The organism is Pelomonas candidula (assembly GCF_043555985.1).
Classification (GTDB): domain Bacteria; phylum Pseudomonadota; class Gammaproteobacteria; order Burkholderiales; family Burkholderiaceae_C; genus Pelomonas; species Pelomonas candidula.
Window position 1 is genome coordinate 182,386 of the sequence record NZ_JBIGIC010000009.1, and the last position, 17,895, is coordinate 200,280.

The following is a 17,895-nucleotide window of genomic DNA, read 5'->3' on the forward strand; positions in this document are numbered from 1 at the left end:
CGCGCCAGCGTAGCCCAAGCAGCGCCAGCATTCTCAATTGCCCCCGCGGCTGGGGTAGCCTTTGCTCCCCATCACCACCAGTTCTTCGATGCCGATATCGCCCCTGGCCAAGAAGCCTCTGCAAGCCACCGTCGCCAAGCTCAAGCGCACCGGACGCGCGCTCGGCAAGCTGAAGCCACAGCCGGTCAACCCCGTGCAGACGCTGCACGACATCAAGGCCAGGCGCGTCGCGCGGCGCACGGCCTCGGGCCTGCAGCTGGTGCTGGCGGACCGCATCGACTTCGTCAACCCGGCGCACTGGGACGCACTGGCAGCGCAGACCGTCTTCCTGTCGCGCGACTACCTGCGCGTGCTGGAGGCGCACGCGCCGGCCAACCTGGAGCCGCGCTACGCGATGGCCTACGCGGACGGCGAGCCGGTCGCGGCGCTGCTGCTGCAGCGCGTCAGCGTCGGCGGCGCGCAGCTGCGCAAGCCGGGCGGCAAGAAGCTCGTCGACCCGGTCGCCGGCCTGCGCGAGCACCTGCTGGTGTGCGGCAACCTGCTCGTCTGGGGCGCCCGCTCGATGGCACTGGCGCCCCACGCCGACGAGGCCCAGCTGTGGCATGCCGTCTGCGAAGCCATCTACCGCGTGCGCCGCGCCGACAAGCTCAGCGGCCAGTCCGACCTGGCCATGATCAAGGACCTCGGCATGGCCGGCGAAGACGTGCCGCCGTCGCTGCGCCTGCTGGGCTACCGCAGCGTGGAGACCGAGCCCGACATGGTGCTGACGCTGCGGCCCGAGTGGAAAAGCTGGGACGACTACCTCGCCAGCATGACATCCGGCTACCGCAGCGCCGCCAAGAAGCTGCTGAAGGACTGCGCGGCAGCCAGCCTCACGCTGCGCGATGCCACGACCGAGGAAATGCTCGCGCGCGCCGACGAGCTGCACGCGCTGTACGGCCAGGTGCACCAGGCCCAGGGCCTGAGGCTGGCGACGCTGTCGCCGCGCTACCTGCCGGCGATGGCCGCCGCCTTAGGCGCGCGCTTTCGCTGCCGCGTGGCCGAGCATGCCGATGGCCGCTGGGTGGGCTTCGTTACCAGCGTGCACGACGGCGATACGACGCTGGGCTACTACATCGGCTACGACCGTGCGGCGAATGCCGATGCGCCGATCTACCTGACGCTGCTGCAGTCGACCGTGCAGGACGCGATCGCCTTCGGATCGAGCCGGCTGAGCCTGGGCCGCACGGCGCTGGAGCCCAAGGCCAAGATGGGCTGCAAGCCCGAGCCGCTGAGCTGCGCTGTGCGGCATCGCGTGTCGGCGCTGAACTGGATCGTCACCGCGCTGACCAAGACGGCCGAGCACGACGAGCCGCCGGAACGCAGCCCGTTCAAGGCCGTGGCCTGAGAGCCCCTCGCCCGGTGCACCACGCTGGACGCGGGCGCCCCGGTCGGTCCCCCAAGGGGACGACGATGCTTGCCGGATCGACCGGCAAGCCTATCGTCAGAGCGGGCCGGCTTGGGAGCGGCCCGGCACTCGGCCCGCGTACAAGCGCGAAGACACGGGTGCGCCGCTCACTTCAAGCGCAACTCGGCTGCACGCGCATGGGCCTGCAGGCCCTCGCCGTGCGCCAGCACGGACGCGATGCCACCCAGCACCTGGGCGCCCTGCTCGCTGACCTCGATCAGGCTGCTGCGTTTCTGGAAGTCGTAGACCCCCAGCGGCGAAGAGAAGCGCGCCGTGCTGGCCGTGGGCAGCACGTGGTTGGGGCCGGCGCAGTAGTCGCCGAGGCTCTCGCTCGTGAAGGCGCCCATGAAGATCGCGCCGGCGTGGCGCAGCAGCGGCTCCCAGCGCTGCGGCTCGGCGGCGCTGATCTCCAGATGCTCCGGCGCGATGGCGTTGCTGATCTCGCAGGCCTCTTCCATCGAGCGCGTGTGGATCAGCGCGCCGCGGCCCTGCAGCGACGCGCGGATGACCGCCTCGCGCGGCAGCGTGGGCAGCAGCTTGTCGAGGCTGGCGCGCACGGCGTCGAGAAAGGCGGCGTCGGGGCTGAGCAGGATGCTCTGCGCCAGCTCGTCATGCTCCGCCTGGCTGAACAGGTCCATCGCCACCCAGTCCGGCGGCGTGGTGCCGTCGGCGATGACCAGGATTTCGCTGGGGCCGGCAATCATGTCGATGCCGACCTGGCCGAACACATGCTTCTTGGCCGACGCCACGTAGGCGTTGCCCGGGCCGGTGATCTTGTCGACGCGCGGGATGGTCACCGTGCCGTAGGCCAGCGCGGCCACGGCCTGCGCGCCACCGACCGTGAACACCCGGTGCACGCCGGCCACGGCCGCAGCCGCCAGCACCAGCGGGTTGCGCACACCGTCCGGCGTGGGCACGACCATGATGATCTCGGGCACGCCAGCCACATGGGCCGGGATGGCGTTCATCAGCACGCTGCTCGGGTAGGCCGCCTTGCCGCCCGGCACGTAGATGCCGACGCGGTCCAGCGGCGTGACCTTCTGGCCCAGAAGGGTGCCGTCTTCGTCACGGTAGCTCCAGCTGCGGCCCGAGGCCTCCAGCTGGCGCTCGTGGTAGGCCCGCACGCGCTTCGCGGCGGCCTGCAGCGCCTCGCGCTGCGGGGCCGGGATGTACGCCAGCGCCGCCTGCAATTCGGCCTGCGTGATCTCCAGCGCGGCGACACTGGCGGCGCTGAGGCGGTCGAAGCGGTTGGTGTAGTCCAGCACGGCGGCGTCGCCACGGGCCTGCACATCGGCCAGGATCTCGGCAACGCGGCCCTCGATGGCCGCATCCGTCTCCGCCGACCAATGGCGCAGGCGCTCGAATTCGGTGGCGAAATCGGCAGCGGTGGTCGAGAGTTGGCGGATGAGGGTCATGCGGAGACGGCGGAGGCGAAAGCGTCGATGAGGGGGCGCAGGGTGTCGCGCTTCAACTTCAGCGCAGCCTGGTTGACGACCAGGCGGGACGAGATGTCCATGATCTGCTCGACCTCGACCAGCTTGTTCGCGCGCAGCGTGCCGCCGGTGGAGACAAGGTCGACGATGGCGTCGGCCAGGCCCGTCAGCGGCGCCAGCTCCATCGAGCCGTAGAGCTTGATGAGATCCACGTGCACGCCCTTGTCGGCGAAATGCTGGCGGGCCATCTCGGTGTACTTGGTGGCGACGCGGAGGCGCGAGCCCTGCTTGACGGCGGCGGCGTAGTCGAAGTCGGCGCGCGTGGCGACGCTCATGCGGCAGCGGGCGATCTTCAGGTCCAGCGGCTGGTACAGGCCATGCGAGCCGCCTTGTGCGAGCGCCTGCTCGTGCAGCACGTCGCGACCCGCCACGCCAAGATCGGCGCCACCGTACTGCACATAGGTGGGCACATCGCTGGCACGCACCAGCACGACGCGCACGCCGTCACGGTTGGTGGGCAGGATGAGCTTGCGCGAGGTTTCCGGATCTTCCAGCACCTCGATGCCGGCGGCGCGCAGCAGCGGCAGCGTCTCCTCGAAGATGCGGCCCTTGGACAGGGCCAGCGTCAGGCCTTGGTTGGCGGCGCTCATTGCGTCCACTCCTCGGGCGACAGCGTCTTCATGGACAGCGCGTGGATCTGCTCCTTCATGCGCTCGCCCAAAGCCGCATAGACGCGCTGGTGACGCTTGATGCGCGTCAGGCCCGTGAACTCCGCCGACACGATGGTGGCGAAGAAGTGGCGGCCGTCGCCCTCGACTTCCAGGTGCGCGCAGGGCAGGCCTGCGGCAATGAAATCGCGCACTTCTTGCGGGGTCGGGTCGGCCATTGAATCGGTCCTAGTTTGCTCGGGAGAAACCCGAGATTTTAGGGGCTGCCCCTTTGGCGCCCCTTCGCATCCCATCAAGCGGCCGCCGCGGAACCGGCTTTGCCGGGCCGCCAGCGGCGCCCCCCTTGAGGGGGCCGGCGAAGCCGGTAGGGGATGGGCTCAGCTTCTGATCTTGTAGCCCTTCTTCAGCAGCGACAGCCCGACCGCGGCCGTCACGACGAACGCGCTCGCCACGACCGCCAGGCTGATCCACGGCGACACGTCGCTGACCCCGAAGAAGCCGCGGCGGAAGCCATCGATCATGTAGAAGAACGGGTTCAGGTGACTGACGCCTTGCCAGAAGCCGGGCAGCGAGTGCACCGAATAGAACACGCCGGACAGGAAGGTCATCGGCATGATGATGAAGTTCTGGAACGCGGCCATCTGATCGAACTTCTCGGCCCACAGCCCGGCGATCAGGCCCAGCGCGCCCATCAGGCCCGCGCCCAGCACCGTGAAGGCCAGCACCCACAGGATGTTGTCCAGCCCCGGCGGCGCGAACCAGGCCGTCACCAGCAGCACGCCCGCGCCCACCGCCAGCCCGCGCACGACGGCAGCGCCGACGTAGGCGACGAACCAGGCCAAGGGGGAGAGCGGCGTCAGCAGCAGGAAGACGAGGTTGCCGGTGATCTTGCTCTGGATGAGGCTGGACGAGCTGTTCGCGAAGGCGTTCTGCAGCACGCTCATCATGACCAGCCCGGGAATCAGGAACTGCGTGTAGCCCACCGTGTCGTAGACCTTCACGTGATCTTCCAGCGTGTGGCCGAAGACCAGCAGGTACATGACGGCCGTCAGCACCGGCGCGGCCACGGTCTGGAAGGCGACCTTCCAGAAACGCAGGACTTCCTTCTTGAAGAGGGTGGAGGCGCCGTTCATGCCGCAGCTCCGTTCATGATTTCGAGGAACACGTCTTCCAGGTCGGCGCGGCCGATCTCCAGGTCTTCGATGGGGCAGCCAACCTGGCGCAGCGCGGCCAGCGTCGTCTCGACTTCGGCGGCGTCATGCGCCGTCACCTGCACGATGCGGCCCGTCACGCGGGCCCGCGCCGCAATGTCCGGCGGCAGCGCCGCGTCGGTCTTGAAGCGCAGCATCGTCGACGCAGTGCCCGCCAGCAGCTGCGACGTGCGGTCCAGCGCGACGATGCGGCCGGCCTTCAGCATGCCGATGCGCTGGCACAGTGCCTCCGCCTCTTCCAGGTAGTGCGTCGTCAGCAGCACCGTGTGGCCTTCCTTGTTGAGGCGGGCGATGAACTGCCACAGCGTCTGCCGCAGCTCCACATCCACGCCGGCGGTGGGCTCGTCCAGCACGATGACGGGCGGGCGGTGCACCAGCGCCTGCGCGACGAGCACGCGGCGCTTCATGCCGCCCGACAGCTGGCGCATGTTGGCGTTGGCCTTGTCGGTGAGGCCGAGGTTGTGCAGCAGCTCGTCGATCCAGGCGTCGTTGTTCTTCACGCCGAAGTAGCCGCTCTGGATGCGCAGCGTCTCGCGCACGCTGAAGAACGGGTCGAACACCAGCTCCTGAGGCACGACACCCAGCGCCTTGCGGGCGGCGGCGTAGTCGTCGACGACGTCATGGCCCATCACGCGCACGCGGCCCTCGGTGGCGCGGGCCAGGCCGGCGAGCACGCTGATCAGCGTCGTCTTGCCGGCGCCGTTGGGGCCCAGCAGGCCGAAGAATTCGCCGGCATGGATGTCGAACGTGACGCCGTCCAGCGCCTTCAACTGCCCTCCCCGGTAAGTCTTCTTGACGTTCTCGAACGAGATGGCGGGTGGCGATGAGGTCGGGCTCGGCATAAGCACGGGATTCTAAAAGTCGGGCCTTTTTACGCGCGGATCACTGCCAGAATCCCCCGCGATGCCTACGCCCAAACGTCCCCGCCGCACCGCCGAGCGCATCCTGGAGGTCACGCTGGACCTCTTCAATGCCTTCGGCGAACCCAATGTGTCGACGACGCTGATCTCCGCGGAACTGAAGATCAGCCCGGGCAACCTCTACTACCACTACCCGGCCAAGGACGAGTTGGTCAACGCGCTGTTCGGCCGCTACGAGGCCGAGTTGAGCGAACTGCTGGCCGCCGCCGACAACGTGCGCAACGTGGAGGACGCGTGGCTGTTCTTCCACATGCTGTTCGAGCTGATCTGGAAGCACCGCTTCCTGTACCGCGACCTGAACGACCTGCTGTTCAAGAACCGCAAGCTGGAGACGCATTTCCAGGCCCTGCTGGCCGCCAAGGAGCAGGCCATGCGCCAGCTGCTGTCAGGCCTGCACCTGGGCGGCGCGCTGAAGATGGAACTGCGCGAGGCCGCGCCGACGGCCAACGCGATGGTCGTGGTGGTGAGCTACTGGCTCAGCTACGAGTACGTGCGCGACCCGCGCCATGCGCTGGAGCCCGACCGCGCCGGCGCGGCCCTCATGCGCGGAGCCTTCCATGCGCTGAGCCTGCTGCTACCCTACCTCGAGCCCGCGTCCAAGGACCACCTCTACCAGCTCGCTGGCCAGTACCAGTCACAGCAATCACATCCCTGAAGGAGACAAGCGATGGCCAAGTGGACCGCCTTTCCCTACGACAACGCCGCCTTCGTCTACACGCCCGCCACGCTGAAGAAGCACTGGGCGCGCCTGCATGCCGGCGACGCCGAGCCCTTCCCCAAGGACGCCGCCGTCGTCCAGGCCTGGGTCCATTTCCACGCCGGTGAGTTCCAGGCCGCCTACGACGCCGGGCTCGCCGCGGGCGGCGCCGGCATCACCGTCGCCAACAAGGCCCAGGGCATCTACGCCAACTACCTCGAGAAGAAGGAGAAGGTGAAGCTGGAGATGTTCCTCGAGATCGCCGAGCGCGCCGAGGCGCAGCAGGGCGAGGAGCCGAAGAACGCCAACGCCTACTACTGGCAGGCCTACGCGCTGGGCCGCTACGGCCAGGGTATCAGCGTGGCCAAGGCGCTGGCGCAGGGCCTGGGCACCAAGGTCAAGGGAGCGCTGGAGACGACGATCAGCCTCGCGCCCAAGCATGCCGACGCCCACATCGCGCTGGGCGCCTTCCACGCCGAGGTCATTGACAAGGTCGGCAAGCTGCTCGGCCGCACACAGGGCGCCGACACGGCCACCGGGCTGAAGATGTTCGAGCAGGCCTTGAAGCTCAACCCGACCAGCGCCATCGCGATGATCGAGCGCGCCAACGGCCTCGTCATGCTGGAGGGCGACAAGCGCATGAAGGAGGCCGAGCAGCTCTACGCCGATGCTGCCGCCTGCGAGGCCATGGACGCGATGGAACAGCTCGACATCGAGCTGGCCAAGGAAGAACTCGAGGACTAAGGAAAACCCCCAACCGCGCCGGCCGAAGCCGGGCAGGAAGCGGTCATAAGTCACGAGACGCCAGACGACCCGTGACGCAGTTCACGATCCGCGCACCCGTAGTTCCGGGGGTGCGCGTCCACATGTGGCGACGTAAGCTTCGCTCCATACCCAACCCCCTCAACGAGACAAGCGCCATGAAGTTCCTGATTCCTGCTTTCGCCGTCGTGACCGTCTTCGCCGCCCAGGCCGCTAACAACGCCACGCCCGAGCAGGCGGAGCTGCGCGCCGAATGCGCCAAGAGCTACGAAGCCACCAGCAGCATCACGTCGCCGGTCGCCGCCAACGAATACCAGTTCGTCTACTCCGGCGGCAAGCTCAAGGGCGAAGCCAAGCCGGGCAAGCTGCTGCCCTGCACGAACGACCAGTACGCCGCCTACCTGGACACCAAGGCCGACCCGGCCAAGGTGATGTCCGCCTACCCGACCGCCGCCGGCCGCCCCACCGCCAAGAAGAAGGCCGAACCCTTCCGCCTCTGATCCTCGCGGTCTGCCGGCAACATCAAGGCGCTCCTCGGAGCGCCTTTGTTTTTGGTGCGGCGCGACATGCAATCGCGCCGGCATCGGCGTAATCTCCAACGGCCCCTAGCAGTCAGGAGGTCAGCCATGAGATCCCATGCAGCAGCCCTTGCAGCCCTGGTGATCGCCCTCCCCGCCTCTGCCGCCAGCACGCCTGCGGACTTTGCCCAGGCCACGCTGCGCGACGGGTGCGCTCAGAGCTACGCCAGCCACATCGCCTACTACCCGGACGGCAGCCAGCCCTTCACCGGCGAACGCTACAAAGGCGACAACCGCTACTACAACGACGCCAAGCCCTGCGACGAATCGCAGTACGCCGCTTACCTCGAAAAGGCCGACCCGGCCACGGTGACGATGGCCTACCCGACCGCCGCCGGCAAGAAGAAGGACAAGGCCAAGAAGCCGGGCTCGGCGGCTTCGGCGACCAAGCCGAAATAGGCGGGCAAGGCGAGCGGCGTCAGGCCGCGTCCCGTCCCCAAGGCATCATCAGCGAGAGCAGCAGCAGCTTCTCGAACTCCGGCGCGAAGTTCGCGATGATGGCCTCGGGGTCGGGGCACAGGCCGGCGTCGGTGATGAGGCCGAACTGCACGCGGCCGGCGTAGGTCAGGATGCTGACGCCCATGCCGATGTCGCCGGACTGCGGCACCCAGAACATCACCTTCTCCACCGTGGAGCCGCAGAACTTCAGCGCCTCGGCAGGGCCGGGCACATTGGTCATGACGGCCGTCGCCTTCTTCGCGAAGATGTTGAGCATCGCGTGCTGCACGGGCTTGATGAGCAGGCCCGCGACCGACAGCAACCCGAAGGCCATCACCGGCTGGAAGCTGCCCTTCAGTTCGTTCATGCGCGCCCGCACGGCGAACAGCCGCTCGACCGGGTTGGCGATGCCGATGGGCAGCACCAGCGGCACGAGGCCGAAGCGGTTGCCCAGTTGCCATGCCTGCTCCAGAGGGCGCAGGTTGACCGGCACCATCGCCCGGATCTCCTTGCCGGCCGGGTCCTCGCCGCGGTCGGCCAGGTAGCGGCCGATGGCGCCCGCCGCGCAAGCCAGCAGCACGTCGTTGATGGACGCGCCCAGCGCACGGCCGACGGCCTTTACCTCGTCCAGCGCCAGGCTGTCGTCCCAGGCCACGGTCTTCGTCGCGCCAGGCTTGCCCTTGAGCCGTGTGTGCGAGTCATCGGGCATCAGCGCGAACGCTGCCACGTCGGACACGGCCTGGTAGCCCAGGCGCGCCATTTCCAGCGACGAGTCCACCGGCGTGTGGCCGCTCATCGCGAAGTCCATGCCCTTGGCCACGCCCTTGCCGGTCAAGCCGATGGCCTTGACGGTCATGTTGGTCATCGGCCGCAGGAAGGCGTCGAGCAGCCAGTCCGTCTCGTGAGGCGACTCGACCTCGGGGGCCTTCCGCTGGGGCGGTGCCTTGCCGCCGTCGGTGATGGACAGCATGACGGCGATCAACGCGATGCCGTCGGCGATGCAGTGGTGGATGCGGCAGATCAGCGCGCTGCTGCCATCGCCCATGTCCTCGATGAGCTGCATCTGCCACAGCGGATGGGCCGGGTCCAGCGGCTGCGAGCACAGCTGCGCGACGCGCTGGCGCAGCACCTCGTCGTTGCTCTGGCCACGCAGTGGCAGCGGCACTTCGGCGACGACGTGGCGGGCGATGTCGAAGTCCCTGTCGGCCACCCACTGCGCGCCGACCAGCGAGTCCTCGACCACCTTCTGCCGGAAGCGCGGGTACTGCAGCAGCCGCTCGGCCACGCGCTCGCGCAAGGCAGCCAGCGTGATGCCGGGGCGGATGGACCAGACCCCCACGATCATCATCAGGTTGGCCTCGGTATCCATGCGCAGCCAGGCGGTATCCACCTTGGACATGCGTTCGCTGCTGGGGCCCATGCGTCTCCTCGGGATCGTTATTGGCCAGCCCTAAACTCGGCAGCCCGTCGGTCGATTGTCACCAGATCGACGCCCCCGATTCAGCCTGGAGAACCCCGTGAGCCTGAAAGACCAATTCGAAGCCGCCGTCGCCGATTCGAAGAACCTGCCCGAGCGGCCCGACAACATGACGCTGCTGAAGATCTACGCCCTCTACAAGCAGGGCAGCGCCGGTGACGTGGACGGCAAGCGCCCCGGCTTCACCGACATGGTCGGCCGCGCGAAGTGGGATGCGTGGAACGAACTGAAGGGCACGTCGCAGGACGAAGCCCAGCAACAGTACATCGACCTGATCGAATCGCTGAAGTAGGCGCCCCCCTGGCGCTTCCGAAGAGCCGGCCCTCAGGCCGGTTTTTTCTTGCCCGGCGACTTCTTCGCGGCCAGCAGCGCGTCCAGCTCCTTCTGGACCTCGCCCTCGATCGTGGACTTGAACGCGCCGAGCAGGAAGCCCAGCTGCGCGACCAGGTCGAAGCTGTTCGCGGTGACGGTCAGCTCGCCCTTCACGCCGGAGCGCGTGAACTCGACGGTGTCCTCGTCGTCGCCCTCGTGCACGGTGCATTCCATGTCGAACTTCTCTTCGACCTGCTCGGCCCACTTCCAGGCAATCTCGCGCGCCTTCTTCAGGCCCAGGTCGTGGTCTCGGTGAATGCGGATCTCGGCCACGGTGGCTCTCCTCGATGTCGTGCGCCGCACTCTAAGCGAGACCGCCGCCGCCGCTGTCATCCTGTTGACCGCCCGTCACACCTGCCCGCACGTTTGCACGCATACTTCCGCGGCGAAAAGCCTGGCGTCCAAAGCCAGCCGCCGTCCAGGGAGGAACCATGCCCCACGTCGACCCCGACCCGCCCAGCCTCGACCCGCTCGCCGAGGGCCTGGCGCACTTTCACGCCGCCGAGCCGGACCATGAACAGGCGGTCTACTGGTTCCGCGTGGCGGCCGACACGGGCAGCGTCGAAGGCCTGGCCATGCTCGCCTTCTGCCAGCTCGAAGGCCTGGGCCTGCCGCGCGACCCGGTGCAGGCGCGCCAGCGCCTGGAACGCGCCGCCGCCGACGGCAGCCTGACGGCCAGGTTCAACCTCGGCCGCGCGCTCGTCGCCGGCTGGGGTGGCGCCGCCGACCCCGCACGCGGCGTGGCCCTCTACACCGAAGCCGCGGCCACCGGCCACGCCGACGCCACGTTCAACCTCGCCAGCTGCCTGGACGCCGGCTGGGGTTGCCAGCCCGACCACCTCGCCGCCAAGGCCCTTTTCATGCGCGCCCGGGCACTGGGCAGCCCGCTGAAAGCGCCCGGCCTGCTGATCCACCAGCGCGAGCTGGATGCCGTGCGCGACCTCGCCCGACGCTTCGAGGCCGGCACCGACCTGGCCCGCCTGCTGGACGAGCGGCAACGGGAGATCACGCTGGTCAACGACCTCGTGCGCCGCCCGCGCCGGCGTGCCGGGCAGCACACGCCGCAGCCCGCCTGGCGACATCGGCTGGCCGGGCTGAAGCTCGTCACCGCCGCGGTCGTCGGCGCCGTGGTCGAGCAGTGCGGCTGGCGCCAACGCCGACGCCGTGGGCTGGCGCATGATGCCGGCCCCACCTCCATCGGCCCGACATGAGCTTTCCGCTGCCCCTGACCTCTCACCTCCGCGACGCTGGTCCCCTCGTCTACGGCTGCATGGCCCTGGGCGGCGACTGGGGCGATGGCCCCGTCACCGAGGCCGACGTCGCCCACGCGCACGAAGCCGTCGAGGCGGCGCTGGCCATCGGCATCAAGCTGTTCGACCACGCCGACATCTACCGCCGCGGCAAGGCCGAGACCGTCTTCGGTGAACTGCTGAAGCGCGATGCCGGCCTGCGCGCCAAGGTGCGGCTGCAGAGCAAGTGCGGCATCCGCTTCGCCGACGACACGGCGCCCGGCCGCTACGACCTGAGCGCCGACTACATCGAGGCCAGCGTCGACGGCATCCTGAAACGCCTGGCTGTCGAACACATCGACATCCTGCTGCTGCACCGCCCCGACCCGCTGATGCAGCCGGCCGAGATCGCCCACGCCTTCGGCCGGCTCAAGGCCGCCGGCAAGGTGGGCCACCTGGGCGTGTCCAACATGCACGCGGGGCAGATGCGCTGGCTGCAGTCGGCACTCCGCGAGCCGCTGGTCGCCAACCAGTTGGAGATCAGCCTGGCCAAGCTGGACGCCATCGACGCAGGCACCACCTTCAACGACCCGCAGGCCACGACGCGCCCCGGCGGCATCGCCTGGGCCGGCACGCTGGAGTACGCGCAGCAGCACGGCGTGCAGCTGCAGGCCTGGGGCTCGCTGGCGCAGGGGCGGTTCAACGATCCTTCCGCTTCAGCCGCCGCCAAGGCCGTGCATGAGATCGCCGAGGCCCACCGCACGACGGTCAACGCCGTGCTGCTGGCCTGGCTGCTGCGTCACCCGGCGGGCATCCAGCCCGTCATCGGCAGCGGCAATGCGGAACGGATTCGCGCGTGCGGCGACGCGACGAGGATTCAGCTGAGCCGGGAAGAGTGGTACCGGCTGTATGTGGCGACGCGGGGGCAGGCGCTGCCCTGAATCACCGGACCTCACAAGAGAGCATATCCATGCGTCGACGTTTCAGCCCCGTCGCTTCCGTACTGTTTCCCATTCCGTTCCTGATGCTCTCGGGGATGCTGGTGGCCGCGTTCTGGCAGAACGATGCTGACTTCGTCTTCGGGCACGTGCATTCGGTCGAGGCTGTTCTCGTCGACGCCGGCACGCCTCACAAGAGTCGTGGGCAACCGCGCTACTTCCCGACATTCAGTCGCCCCAACGCGGATACCTTGACGCTGACTCAACCTTTGATTGCATCGGAGCTTCCGGTTGCCGGCGAGTCAGTGCAACTGCTTTGCAGTACGCGAACGCCGACAAACTGCAGGACACCGGCGTCAAAGCCAATGCACTTGTTCTATGGTCTGGCGTTGTTGTGGACCGCCGGAAGCATTGGCATTGCCTTGCTGATGTGGGCCCCGCTCTACCGTGAACGCTTCGCCCGAAACTAGTCCGCGCGCACCACCGGCTGCCTCGGATGCAACCTCGCCATCGCGATCACGTCTTCAAACGCCCCGTTGCGCAGCGCGTAGGCCTTGAGCCGACCTTCCGGCGCGAAGCCGTGGCGCTCATAGAGGCGGATGGCACGCTGGTTGTCATGGAAGACGTTCAGCTCGATGCGCAGCACCTGGGCCCAGTTGTCCGCGTAGTCGAGCAGCGCGGCCATCAAGGCGTTGCCTACGCCCTGTCCTCGCGCCGACGGCGACACGGAGATGCCCAGCATCATTGCGTGGCGGCGCCGCAGCTGCGGGCCGACGGGGTGCAGCCCGGCGTTGCCCACCGCGTGGCCGTCGCGTTCGGCGATGAGCATCAGCTCGGGCGAGCCCGGCACGGGCGGCGTGCTCAGGCGTTGCTGCCAGAGCTCAACGTTAGCGTAGGGCAGCTGCAGCAGGCCGGGGAAGACGTCGGGGTCGGCCAGTTGCTCGGCCATCACCGCGGCATCACTGGGTCGGACTCGGCGCAGGGTCAATGTCATGAAGGCCTCCTCGGGCCTTCAATGTAGCCCGGCGCCCCTCGCGCGACAGCGGCTTCAGCACCTCGACGGCGGCGTGGAACCGGGCCCAGTCGCGCCCCTCGCGCTCGAACAGCCGCTCGAAGGCCGGCACCAGCTCGTCGTAGGCGGCCAGGATGGCGAAGCTCGCGTTGTTGGCGCGCTGGAACCAGGCTTCAAAGCCCGGCGCCTCCTGCTTGGCGCGCTCGCGCAGCTCGGCCATCACGGCCGCCTTGCCGGCAGCGCGTTGATCGGCGGGGCCGTCGTACACCGCCTGCAGCGCTCGCTTGCCTTCCCGCGCGAGCGCCAGGAAGCGCGCGCGCCGCTCGCGGCCGGCGTCGAAGGCGGCCAGCGCCTCGGGCTTGGTCGCAAGCCACTGGCGCGCGCCGATCAGCTCGACGGCGCTGGCGTAGGCCTCGTTGAAGCCGGTGTCGTCGCTGACGTAGACACGCTGGTGCGCCAGCTCGTGAAAGATCATTGCGGCCAGCTCGCCCTCGGGGTAGCGGATGAAGGTGTTCAGCAGCGGGTCGCCGCCGAGCAGCCGGCTCCAGCCCAGCGTGGAGTAGGCGGGAATGGCCTGCACCTGCACCTCCCAGCCCTCGGCCTTCAGCGCCTCGGCGTGCTGCTTCGCCTGATCGAGGTCGAACCAGCCCTGGTAGCCGGCACAGCCCATGATGGGGTAGCACCAGGTCTTCAGCGTGAAGCCGAACTCGGGCGCGGCGATGACGTTCCACACCGCGGCCGTGCGGTGCAGGTCGGCGTAGCGGCGGTAGCTGTTGTTCTCGGGCAGGGCCAGGCGAGCGCTGGCGAAGTCGCGCATCTGCTGTGACAGCCGCAGGCGCGCGGCGAGGTCGGCCGGCGTCGCCGGGTCGGCCAGCCAGTCGTCCACCGGCCTGGCGGCGCGCGTGATGCCCAGGTGGCCGCTGGCCGCCTGGCTCCAGTGGCCGACGGCACTGCAGCCGCTGAGACTGATCAAGGCAAGCAGCGAGGCCGCCAGCAGCAGGCGCCGGATCAAGCCGCTTCCACCTCGACGAGGCAGTCGTAGAAGGCCGGTGCGTTGCCCATGTCGGTCAGGCGCTGGTGCGTGACCTCGTTGACGTTGCTGCCTTCCAGGCCCAGCTTGCGCCACCACACGCCCAGCCCGTTGACGACGCCAGGCCGCGCACGCTTGCTGACCTTCAGCGTGGCGACGTAACGGCCGCGGTCGTTGAAGGCGGCCACGCGGGCACCGTCGGCAAGCTGGCGCGCCGCCGCGTCGTCCGCATGCATCTCGATGACCGGCTCGGCCTCGATGTCGCGCAGGCTCTTCACGTTGACGAAGCTGCTGTTCAGGAAGTTGCGTGCCGGCGGCGAGATCATGGCCAGCGGGTAGCGGGCCGCCAGCTCGGGCGCACTGGCCACGCTCTCGTAGTTGGGCACGTAGTCGGCACCCGCGGCCTGCGCGCGGCCGTTGGGCGTGCGAAAGCCCCCGTTGGCGAACGGCGCCTCGGGGATAGGCAGCGGCTGCCAGCCCTGCGTGCGCAGCAGGTCCATGTCGATGTCGGCCGTGAAGGCCTGGGCGGCGAGCTGCTCGTCGGTCTCGCTGAATGCCGGGTCCGTCAGGCCCATCGCGGCGGCCAGCTCGCGGAAGATCTGCGTGTTGGTCTTGGCCTCGCCCAGCGGCGCCACAGCAGGCTGGTTCATCAGCACGTCGGTGTGGCCGTAGGACGTGTGCACGTCCAGGTGCTCCAGCTGCGTCGTGGCAGGCAGCACGTAGTCGGCCAGGTCGGCCGTGTCGGTCATGAAGTGCTCCAGCACGACAGTGAACAGGTCTTCGCGCTGGAAGCCCTTGACGACCTTGGGCGACTCGGGCGCGACGGCCACCGGGTTGCTGTTGTAGACGACCAGCGCCTCGATGCGCGGGCCGAACTCGGGCGAGGCCTCGGCCAGCAGCGCGTCGCCGATGGTGCTCATGTTGACCATGCGCGGCGCGCGGCCCGCGAGCAGGTCGGGGCGTTCGAGATTCGGATTCTTGAACGGCGCGTTCCAGCCCGAGGCGGACAGCAGCATGCCGCCGCTCTCGTGGCGCCAGGCGCCGGTCAGGCAGGGCAGCAGCGCGATGAGGCGCACCGCGTTGCCACCGCCGCGCACGCGCTGCAGGCCGTAGTTCATGCGGATGGCCGCGGGCTTGATGGTCGCGTAGTCGCGCGCCAGGCCGCGCACCTCGTCGGCGGTGATGCCGCAGGTCGCTGCCGTGCGCTCGGGGTCCCAGGCCAGCGCCTTCTCGCGCAGCTCGTCCCAGCCGTCGACGTGGCGGTCGATGTAGTCCTGGTCCAGCCAGTCGTTCTTGATGAGCTCGTGCATCAGGCCCAGCGCCAGCGCGCCGTCGGTGCCGGGCAGCACGGCGATGTGCTGGTGGCATTTGTCGGCGGTCTCGGTCTTGCGCGGGTCGATGCAGATCAGCTTGGCGCCTTCGCGCTTGGCCTGGTTGGCGTAGGTCCAGAAGTGCAGGTTGGACGTGATGCTGTTGCTGCCCCAAATGACGATGAGCTTGGCACCCGCGAAGTGGCGCGTGTGCATGCCCAGCTTGTGGCCGTAGGTAGCGGCCAGGCCGGCGCCGCCGGCGGAGGCGCAAATGGTGCGGTCCAGCCGCGCGGCGCCCAGCGCGTTCCAGAGGCGCCCGGCCATGGCTTCGCCCTGGATCAGGCCCATCGTGCCGGCATAGCTGTAGGGCTGGATGGCCTGCGGGTCTTTCACCGCCTTGAGCTTCGCGGCGATGTCGGCGATGGCCTCGGCCCACGTGACCTGCACGAAGGCCGGCGCCTCGGTCTTCTTGCTGACCCTTTTCAGCGGATGCAGCAGGCGCTCAGCGTGATACGTGCGCTCGGGGTAGCGCGAGACCTTGGTGCACAGCGCGCCGTGCGTGTTGGGGTGCTCGGCCCGGCCCTGGACCTTGATGACGCGTTCGTTCTCGACGGTGACCTGCAACGCGCAGGTGTCGGGGCAGTCGTGGGGGCAGGCGCCGAGGACGGTGCGGGTGGTCATGGCAGTCGTGAGGCTGGGAACAACCCGGCGATTGTCGCCATCCGTGCGTGTCCCTGCCTCAAGCTGGTTTAAGGCCATCAGCGCGATGTGCAACTCGGATACGGCGCAGTCTCCCCTTCAACGGGGGCGCAGACCAGCATCGACGTCATGATGCGGAGTCGCTGTTGAATCAGCAGACGATCCGGTGTGGGCGCCTTGTCGATAGGCGCGGCGCGATCGGACCACTGGACGCTGTAGACATTCTTGTCCCCCTTGATCACGGATACCAGCGTGATCTCGCTGGTCGGCTGCGAATTCGTGGTCAGCGTGTGAGAACCGCAGGCGATCACCATCGTGTAAGCCGGCTGCCCCGTTCTGATCCTGCCTTCCAACACGCGCGACCCCATGAAGGTGGACGGGCAGGCCTTTTGGAAACTCGCGGCAATCTGCATCGCATAAGCCGCCGGCGATACACCCGCAACTGCACCCTGGCCTGCAGTTCCTTGAACCAGGAAGCGTTGAGTCCACGGTCCCCTATCAGGATCAGATTCCAGGATGATCGAACGTCGGTAGGTCGCCCCTTGGGTGACCTCCGCCTGAAGCTTGAAGCCGAGGGGCATCTCAGTCGCGAAAAGCTCTCCAAAGATCGGCGTCACAGACAGAACGGCAGAGGTCTTCGCGTCTGGCGACTCCGGCGCTGCACAACAAGCTCCGGTGACGAGCGTTGTGACGGCAACCAGGTGCCATCGAATGATGCGCGGCGCGGTAGGTTTCATCCAACGATTCTAGAAATCGCCCCGCGAAGGGAGCCGTGAACTCCTACCGACGTCGCCTAATTCGGGAGATGACGAGGCGTGGGTCACCTGCCCGCGCCAACGCCATGCAGGCGCCCCCGTCACCGCCAGCTGGACGTTGCGCCAGCAGGATGCGCAGGAACGTGCCCCGTCAGAGCTGGCTCATCCCGCCGTCGGCAATGATTTCCGTGCCGACGATGAAGGCCGACTCCGGCGCGCTGAGGTGCAGCACGGTGGCGGCGATCTCCTCCGGCGTGCCGAAGCGGCCCAGCGGCACCTGGCTCTGGATCTGCGCAGCAACCTGCTTCAGCGTGTCGGCGTCGAAGCCCAGCTTGCCGTACAGCGGCGTGGTCACCGGGCCGGGGCTGATGACGTTGACGCGCGCGCCCTGCGGCAGCAGCTCGGCCGACAGCGTCTTGGCCAGCGAGATCAGCGCGGCCTTGCTGGCGGCGTAGACGGCCGAGTTGGGCATGCCGATGCGGGCGTTGATGGAGCCGTTCAGCACGATGGATGCACCGGTGGCCAGCACCGGGCGCAGCGCCTGGATCAGGAAGAAGGCACCCTTGGCGTTGGTGTTGAAGGTGCGGTCCCACAGGTCTTCGCTGGCGTCGGCCAGCGAGGCGAACTCGGCGATGCCGGCGTTGACGAAGACGGCATCCAGCGTGCGGCCGGCCGCGGCGAGATGGGCGCCCAGCGCACGGGCGCCGAGCACGTCGGACGCATCGAGCGCCACGAGCTCGAAGCCTTCGGCCACGTGCTGCTTGCCCGGGCGGACGGTGACGATGACGTGGGCGCCTTCGGCCTTGAAGGCGCGGGCGGCGGCCAGGCCGATGCCGGAGGTGCCACCGGTGACGAGGACGGTCTTGTTGGCGAAGCGGGTAGACATGATGCGGTTCCTTTCGAGTCGGGGTTGTTCGGC

21 protein-coding genes are annotated in these 17,895 nt (G+C 68.4%); 9 read left to right on the plus strand and 12 right to left on the minus strand.

Annotated features, from left to right (window positions below; genetic code table 11):
• Nucleotides 1–88: 88 nt before the first annotated feature.
• Nucleotides 89–1,387, plus strand: coding sequence for a GNAT family N-acetyltransferase (locus ACG04R_RS18470; protein WP_394414041.1), 1,299 nt, complete (start codon nt 89–91; stop codon nt 1,385–1,387).
• Nucleotides 1,388–1,554: 167 nt separating this feature from the next.
• On the opposite strand, the gene hisD is transcribed toward ACG04R_RS18470, so the two are convergent.
• The 5 genes from hisD to ACG04R_RS18495 all read right to left on the minus strand — a co-directional run bounded on the left by hisD (nt 1,555) and on the right by ACG04R_RS18495 (nt 5,601).
• Entirely contained in the window at nt 1,555–2,862 is a 1,308-nt protein-coding gene (gene hisD, locus ACG04R_RS18475) for a histidinol dehydrogenase (RefSeq protein WP_394414044.1), read from the minus strand.
• Nucleotides 2,859–3,530 carry an ATP phosphoribosyltransferase gene (gene hisG, locus ACG04R_RS18480; protein ID WP_394414047.1) on the minus strand — a complete coding sequence of 224 codons (672 nt, stop codon included), beginning with the start codon at nt 3,528–3,530 and terminating at the stop codon, nt 2,859–2,861. Before hisG ends, hisD begins: the two co-directional genes overlap by 4 nt.
• A complete protein-coding gene (locus ACG04R_RS18485; RefSeq protein ID WP_394414050.1) occupies nt 3,527–3,766 on the minus strand; it encodes a BolA family protein in 240 nt (79 codons plus the stop codon). The genes hisG and ACG04R_RS18485 overlap by 4 nt, the downstream gene beginning before the upstream one ends.
• A 159-nt stretch (nt 3,767–3,925) precedes the next feature.
• Nucleotides 3,926–4,681: an ABC transporter permease gene (locus ACG04R_RS18490; RefSeq protein ID WP_394414053.1), complete on the minus strand. Its 756-nt coding sequence runs from the start codon at nt 4,679–4,681 to the stop codon at nt 3,926–3,928.
• Nucleotides 4,678–5,601: an ABC transporter ATP-binding protein gene (locus tag ACG04R_RS18495; protein ID WP_394414056.1), complete on the minus strand. Its 924-nt coding sequence runs from the start codon at nt 5,599–5,601 to the stop codon at nt 4,678–4,680. Before ACG04R_RS18495 ends, ACG04R_RS18490 begins: the two co-directional genes overlap by 4 nt.
• Before the next feature lie 61 nt (nt 5,602–5,662).
• Between ACG04R_RS18495 and ACG04R_RS18500 the strand changes: the two genes are divergently transcribed.
• The 4 genes from ACG04R_RS18500 (at nt 5,663) to ACG04R_RS18515 (ending at nt 8,115) form a co-directional block, all read left to right on the plus strand.
• A complete protein-coding gene (locus tag ACG04R_RS18500) occupies nt 5,663–6,334 on the plus strand; it encodes a TetR/AcrR family transcriptional regulator (RefSeq protein ID WP_394414059.1) in 672 nt (223 codons plus the stop codon).
• 12 nt (nt 6,335–6,346) lie between these two features.
• Nucleotides 6,347–7,120 carry a tetratricopeptide repeat protein gene (locus ACG04R_RS18505; RefSeq protein WP_394414062.1) on the plus strand — a complete coding sequence of 258 codons (774 nt, stop codon included), beginning with the start codon at nt 6,347–6,349 and terminating at the stop codon, nt 7,118–7,120.
• A gap of 176 nt (nt 7,121–7,296) precedes the next feature.
• Nucleotides 7,297–7,638: a hypothetical protein gene (locus ACG04R_RS18510; protein WP_394414065.1), complete on the plus strand. Its 342-nt coding sequence runs from the start codon at nt 7,297–7,299 to the stop codon at nt 7,636–7,638.
• 126 nt (nt 7,639–7,764) lie between these two features.
• The gene (locus tag ACG04R_RS18515) at nt 7,765–8,115 is read left to right on the plus strand and encodes a hypothetical protein (protein ID WP_394414068.1); all 351 of its coding nucleotides are present in this window, start codon (nt 7,765–7,767) and stop codon (nt 8,113–8,115) included.
• A gap of 19 nt (nt 8,116–8,134) precedes the next feature.
• On the opposite strand, the gene ACG04R_RS18520 is transcribed toward ACG04R_RS18515, so the two are convergent.
• Entirely contained in the window at nt 8,135–9,574 is a 1,440-nt protein-coding gene (locus tag ACG04R_RS18520; protein WP_394414071.1) for a wax ester/triacylglycerol synthase family O-acyltransferase, read from the minus strand.
• Between the two features lie 97 nt (nt 9,575–9,671).
• Between ACG04R_RS18520 and ACG04R_RS18525 the strand changes: the two genes are divergently transcribed.
• Nucleotides 9,672–9,923, plus strand: a complete 252-nt coding sequence (locus ACG04R_RS18525) for an acyl-CoA-binding protein (RefSeq protein WP_394414073.1) — start codon at nt 9,672–9,674, stop codon at nt 9,921–9,923.
• Nucleotides 9,924–9,955: 32 nt separating this feature from the next.
• On the opposite strand, the gene ACG04R_RS18530 is transcribed toward ACG04R_RS18525, so the two are convergent.
• Complete coding sequence (locus ACG04R_RS18530; protein WP_394414076.1) at nt 9,956–10,276, minus strand: polyhydroxyalkanoic acid system family protein; 321 nt, start codon at nt 10,274–10,276, stop codon at nt 9,956–9,958.
• Nucleotides 10,277–10,434: 158 nt separating this feature from the next.
• Between ACG04R_RS18530 and ACG04R_RS18535 the strand changes: the two genes are divergently transcribed.
• From ACG04R_RS18535 to ACG04R_RS18545, 3 genes are read left to right on the plus strand one after another with little or no spacing between them, the layout of a single operon-like run.
• Nucleotides 10,435–11,214, plus strand: a complete 780-nt coding sequence (locus ACG04R_RS18535) for a tetratricopeptide repeat protein (protein ID WP_394414078.1) — start codon at nt 10,435–10,437, stop codon at nt 11,212–11,214.
• On the plus strand, nt 11,211–12,173 hold the full coding sequence (locus ACG04R_RS18540; RefSeq protein ID WP_394414082.1) for an aldo/keto reductase: 963 nt from the start codon (nt 11,211–11,213) through the stop codon (nt 12,171–12,173). The genes ACG04R_RS18535 and ACG04R_RS18540 overlap by 4 nt, the downstream gene beginning before the upstream one ends.
• Nucleotides 12,174–12,202: 29 nt before the next feature.
• A complete protein-coding gene (locus tag ACG04R_RS18545) occupies nt 12,203–12,640 on the plus strand; it encodes a hypothetical protein (protein ID WP_394414085.1) in 438 nt (145 codons plus the stop codon).
• Here the strand turns inward: ACG04R_RS18545 and ACG04R_RS18550 are convergent.
• The 5 genes from ACG04R_RS18550 to ACG04R_RS18570 form a co-directional block, all read right to left on the minus strand.
• Nucleotides 12,637–13,164, minus strand: a complete 528-nt coding sequence (locus tag ACG04R_RS18550; RefSeq protein ID WP_394414087.1) for a GNAT family N-acetyltransferase — start codon at nt 13,162–13,164, stop codon at nt 12,637–12,639. The genes ACG04R_RS18545 and ACG04R_RS18550 overlap by 4 nt on opposite strands.
• Nucleotides 13,130–14,194 carry an aminopeptidase gene (locus ACG04R_RS18555; RefSeq protein WP_394414090.1) on the minus strand — a complete coding sequence of 355 codons (1,065 nt, stop codon included), beginning with the start codon at nt 14,192–14,194 and terminating at the stop codon, nt 13,130–13,132. Before ACG04R_RS18555 ends, ACG04R_RS18550 begins: the two co-directional genes overlap by 35 nt.
• A complete protein-coding gene (locus ACG04R_RS18560) occupies nt 14,191–16,203 on the minus strand; it encodes a molybdopterin-containing oxidoreductase family protein (RefSeq protein ID WP_394414093.1) in 2,013 nt (670 codons plus the stop codon). Before ACG04R_RS18560 ends, ACG04R_RS18555 begins: the two co-directional genes overlap by 4 nt.
• Nucleotides 16,204–16,280: 77 nt before the next feature.
• Nucleotides 16,281–16,958, minus strand: a complete 678-nt coding sequence (locus tag ACG04R_RS18565) for a hypothetical protein (RefSeq protein ID WP_394414096.1) — start codon at nt 16,956–16,958, stop codon at nt 16,281–16,283.
• Nucleotides 16,959–17,127: 169 nt separating this feature from the next.
• The gene (locus tag ACG04R_RS18570; RefSeq protein WP_394414099.1) at nt 17,128–17,862 is read right to left on the minus strand and encodes an SDR family oxidoreductase; all 735 of its coding nucleotides are present in this window, start codon (nt 17,860–17,862) and stop codon (nt 17,128–17,130) included.
• Between the last annotated feature and the right edge of the window lie 33 nt (nt 17,863–17,895).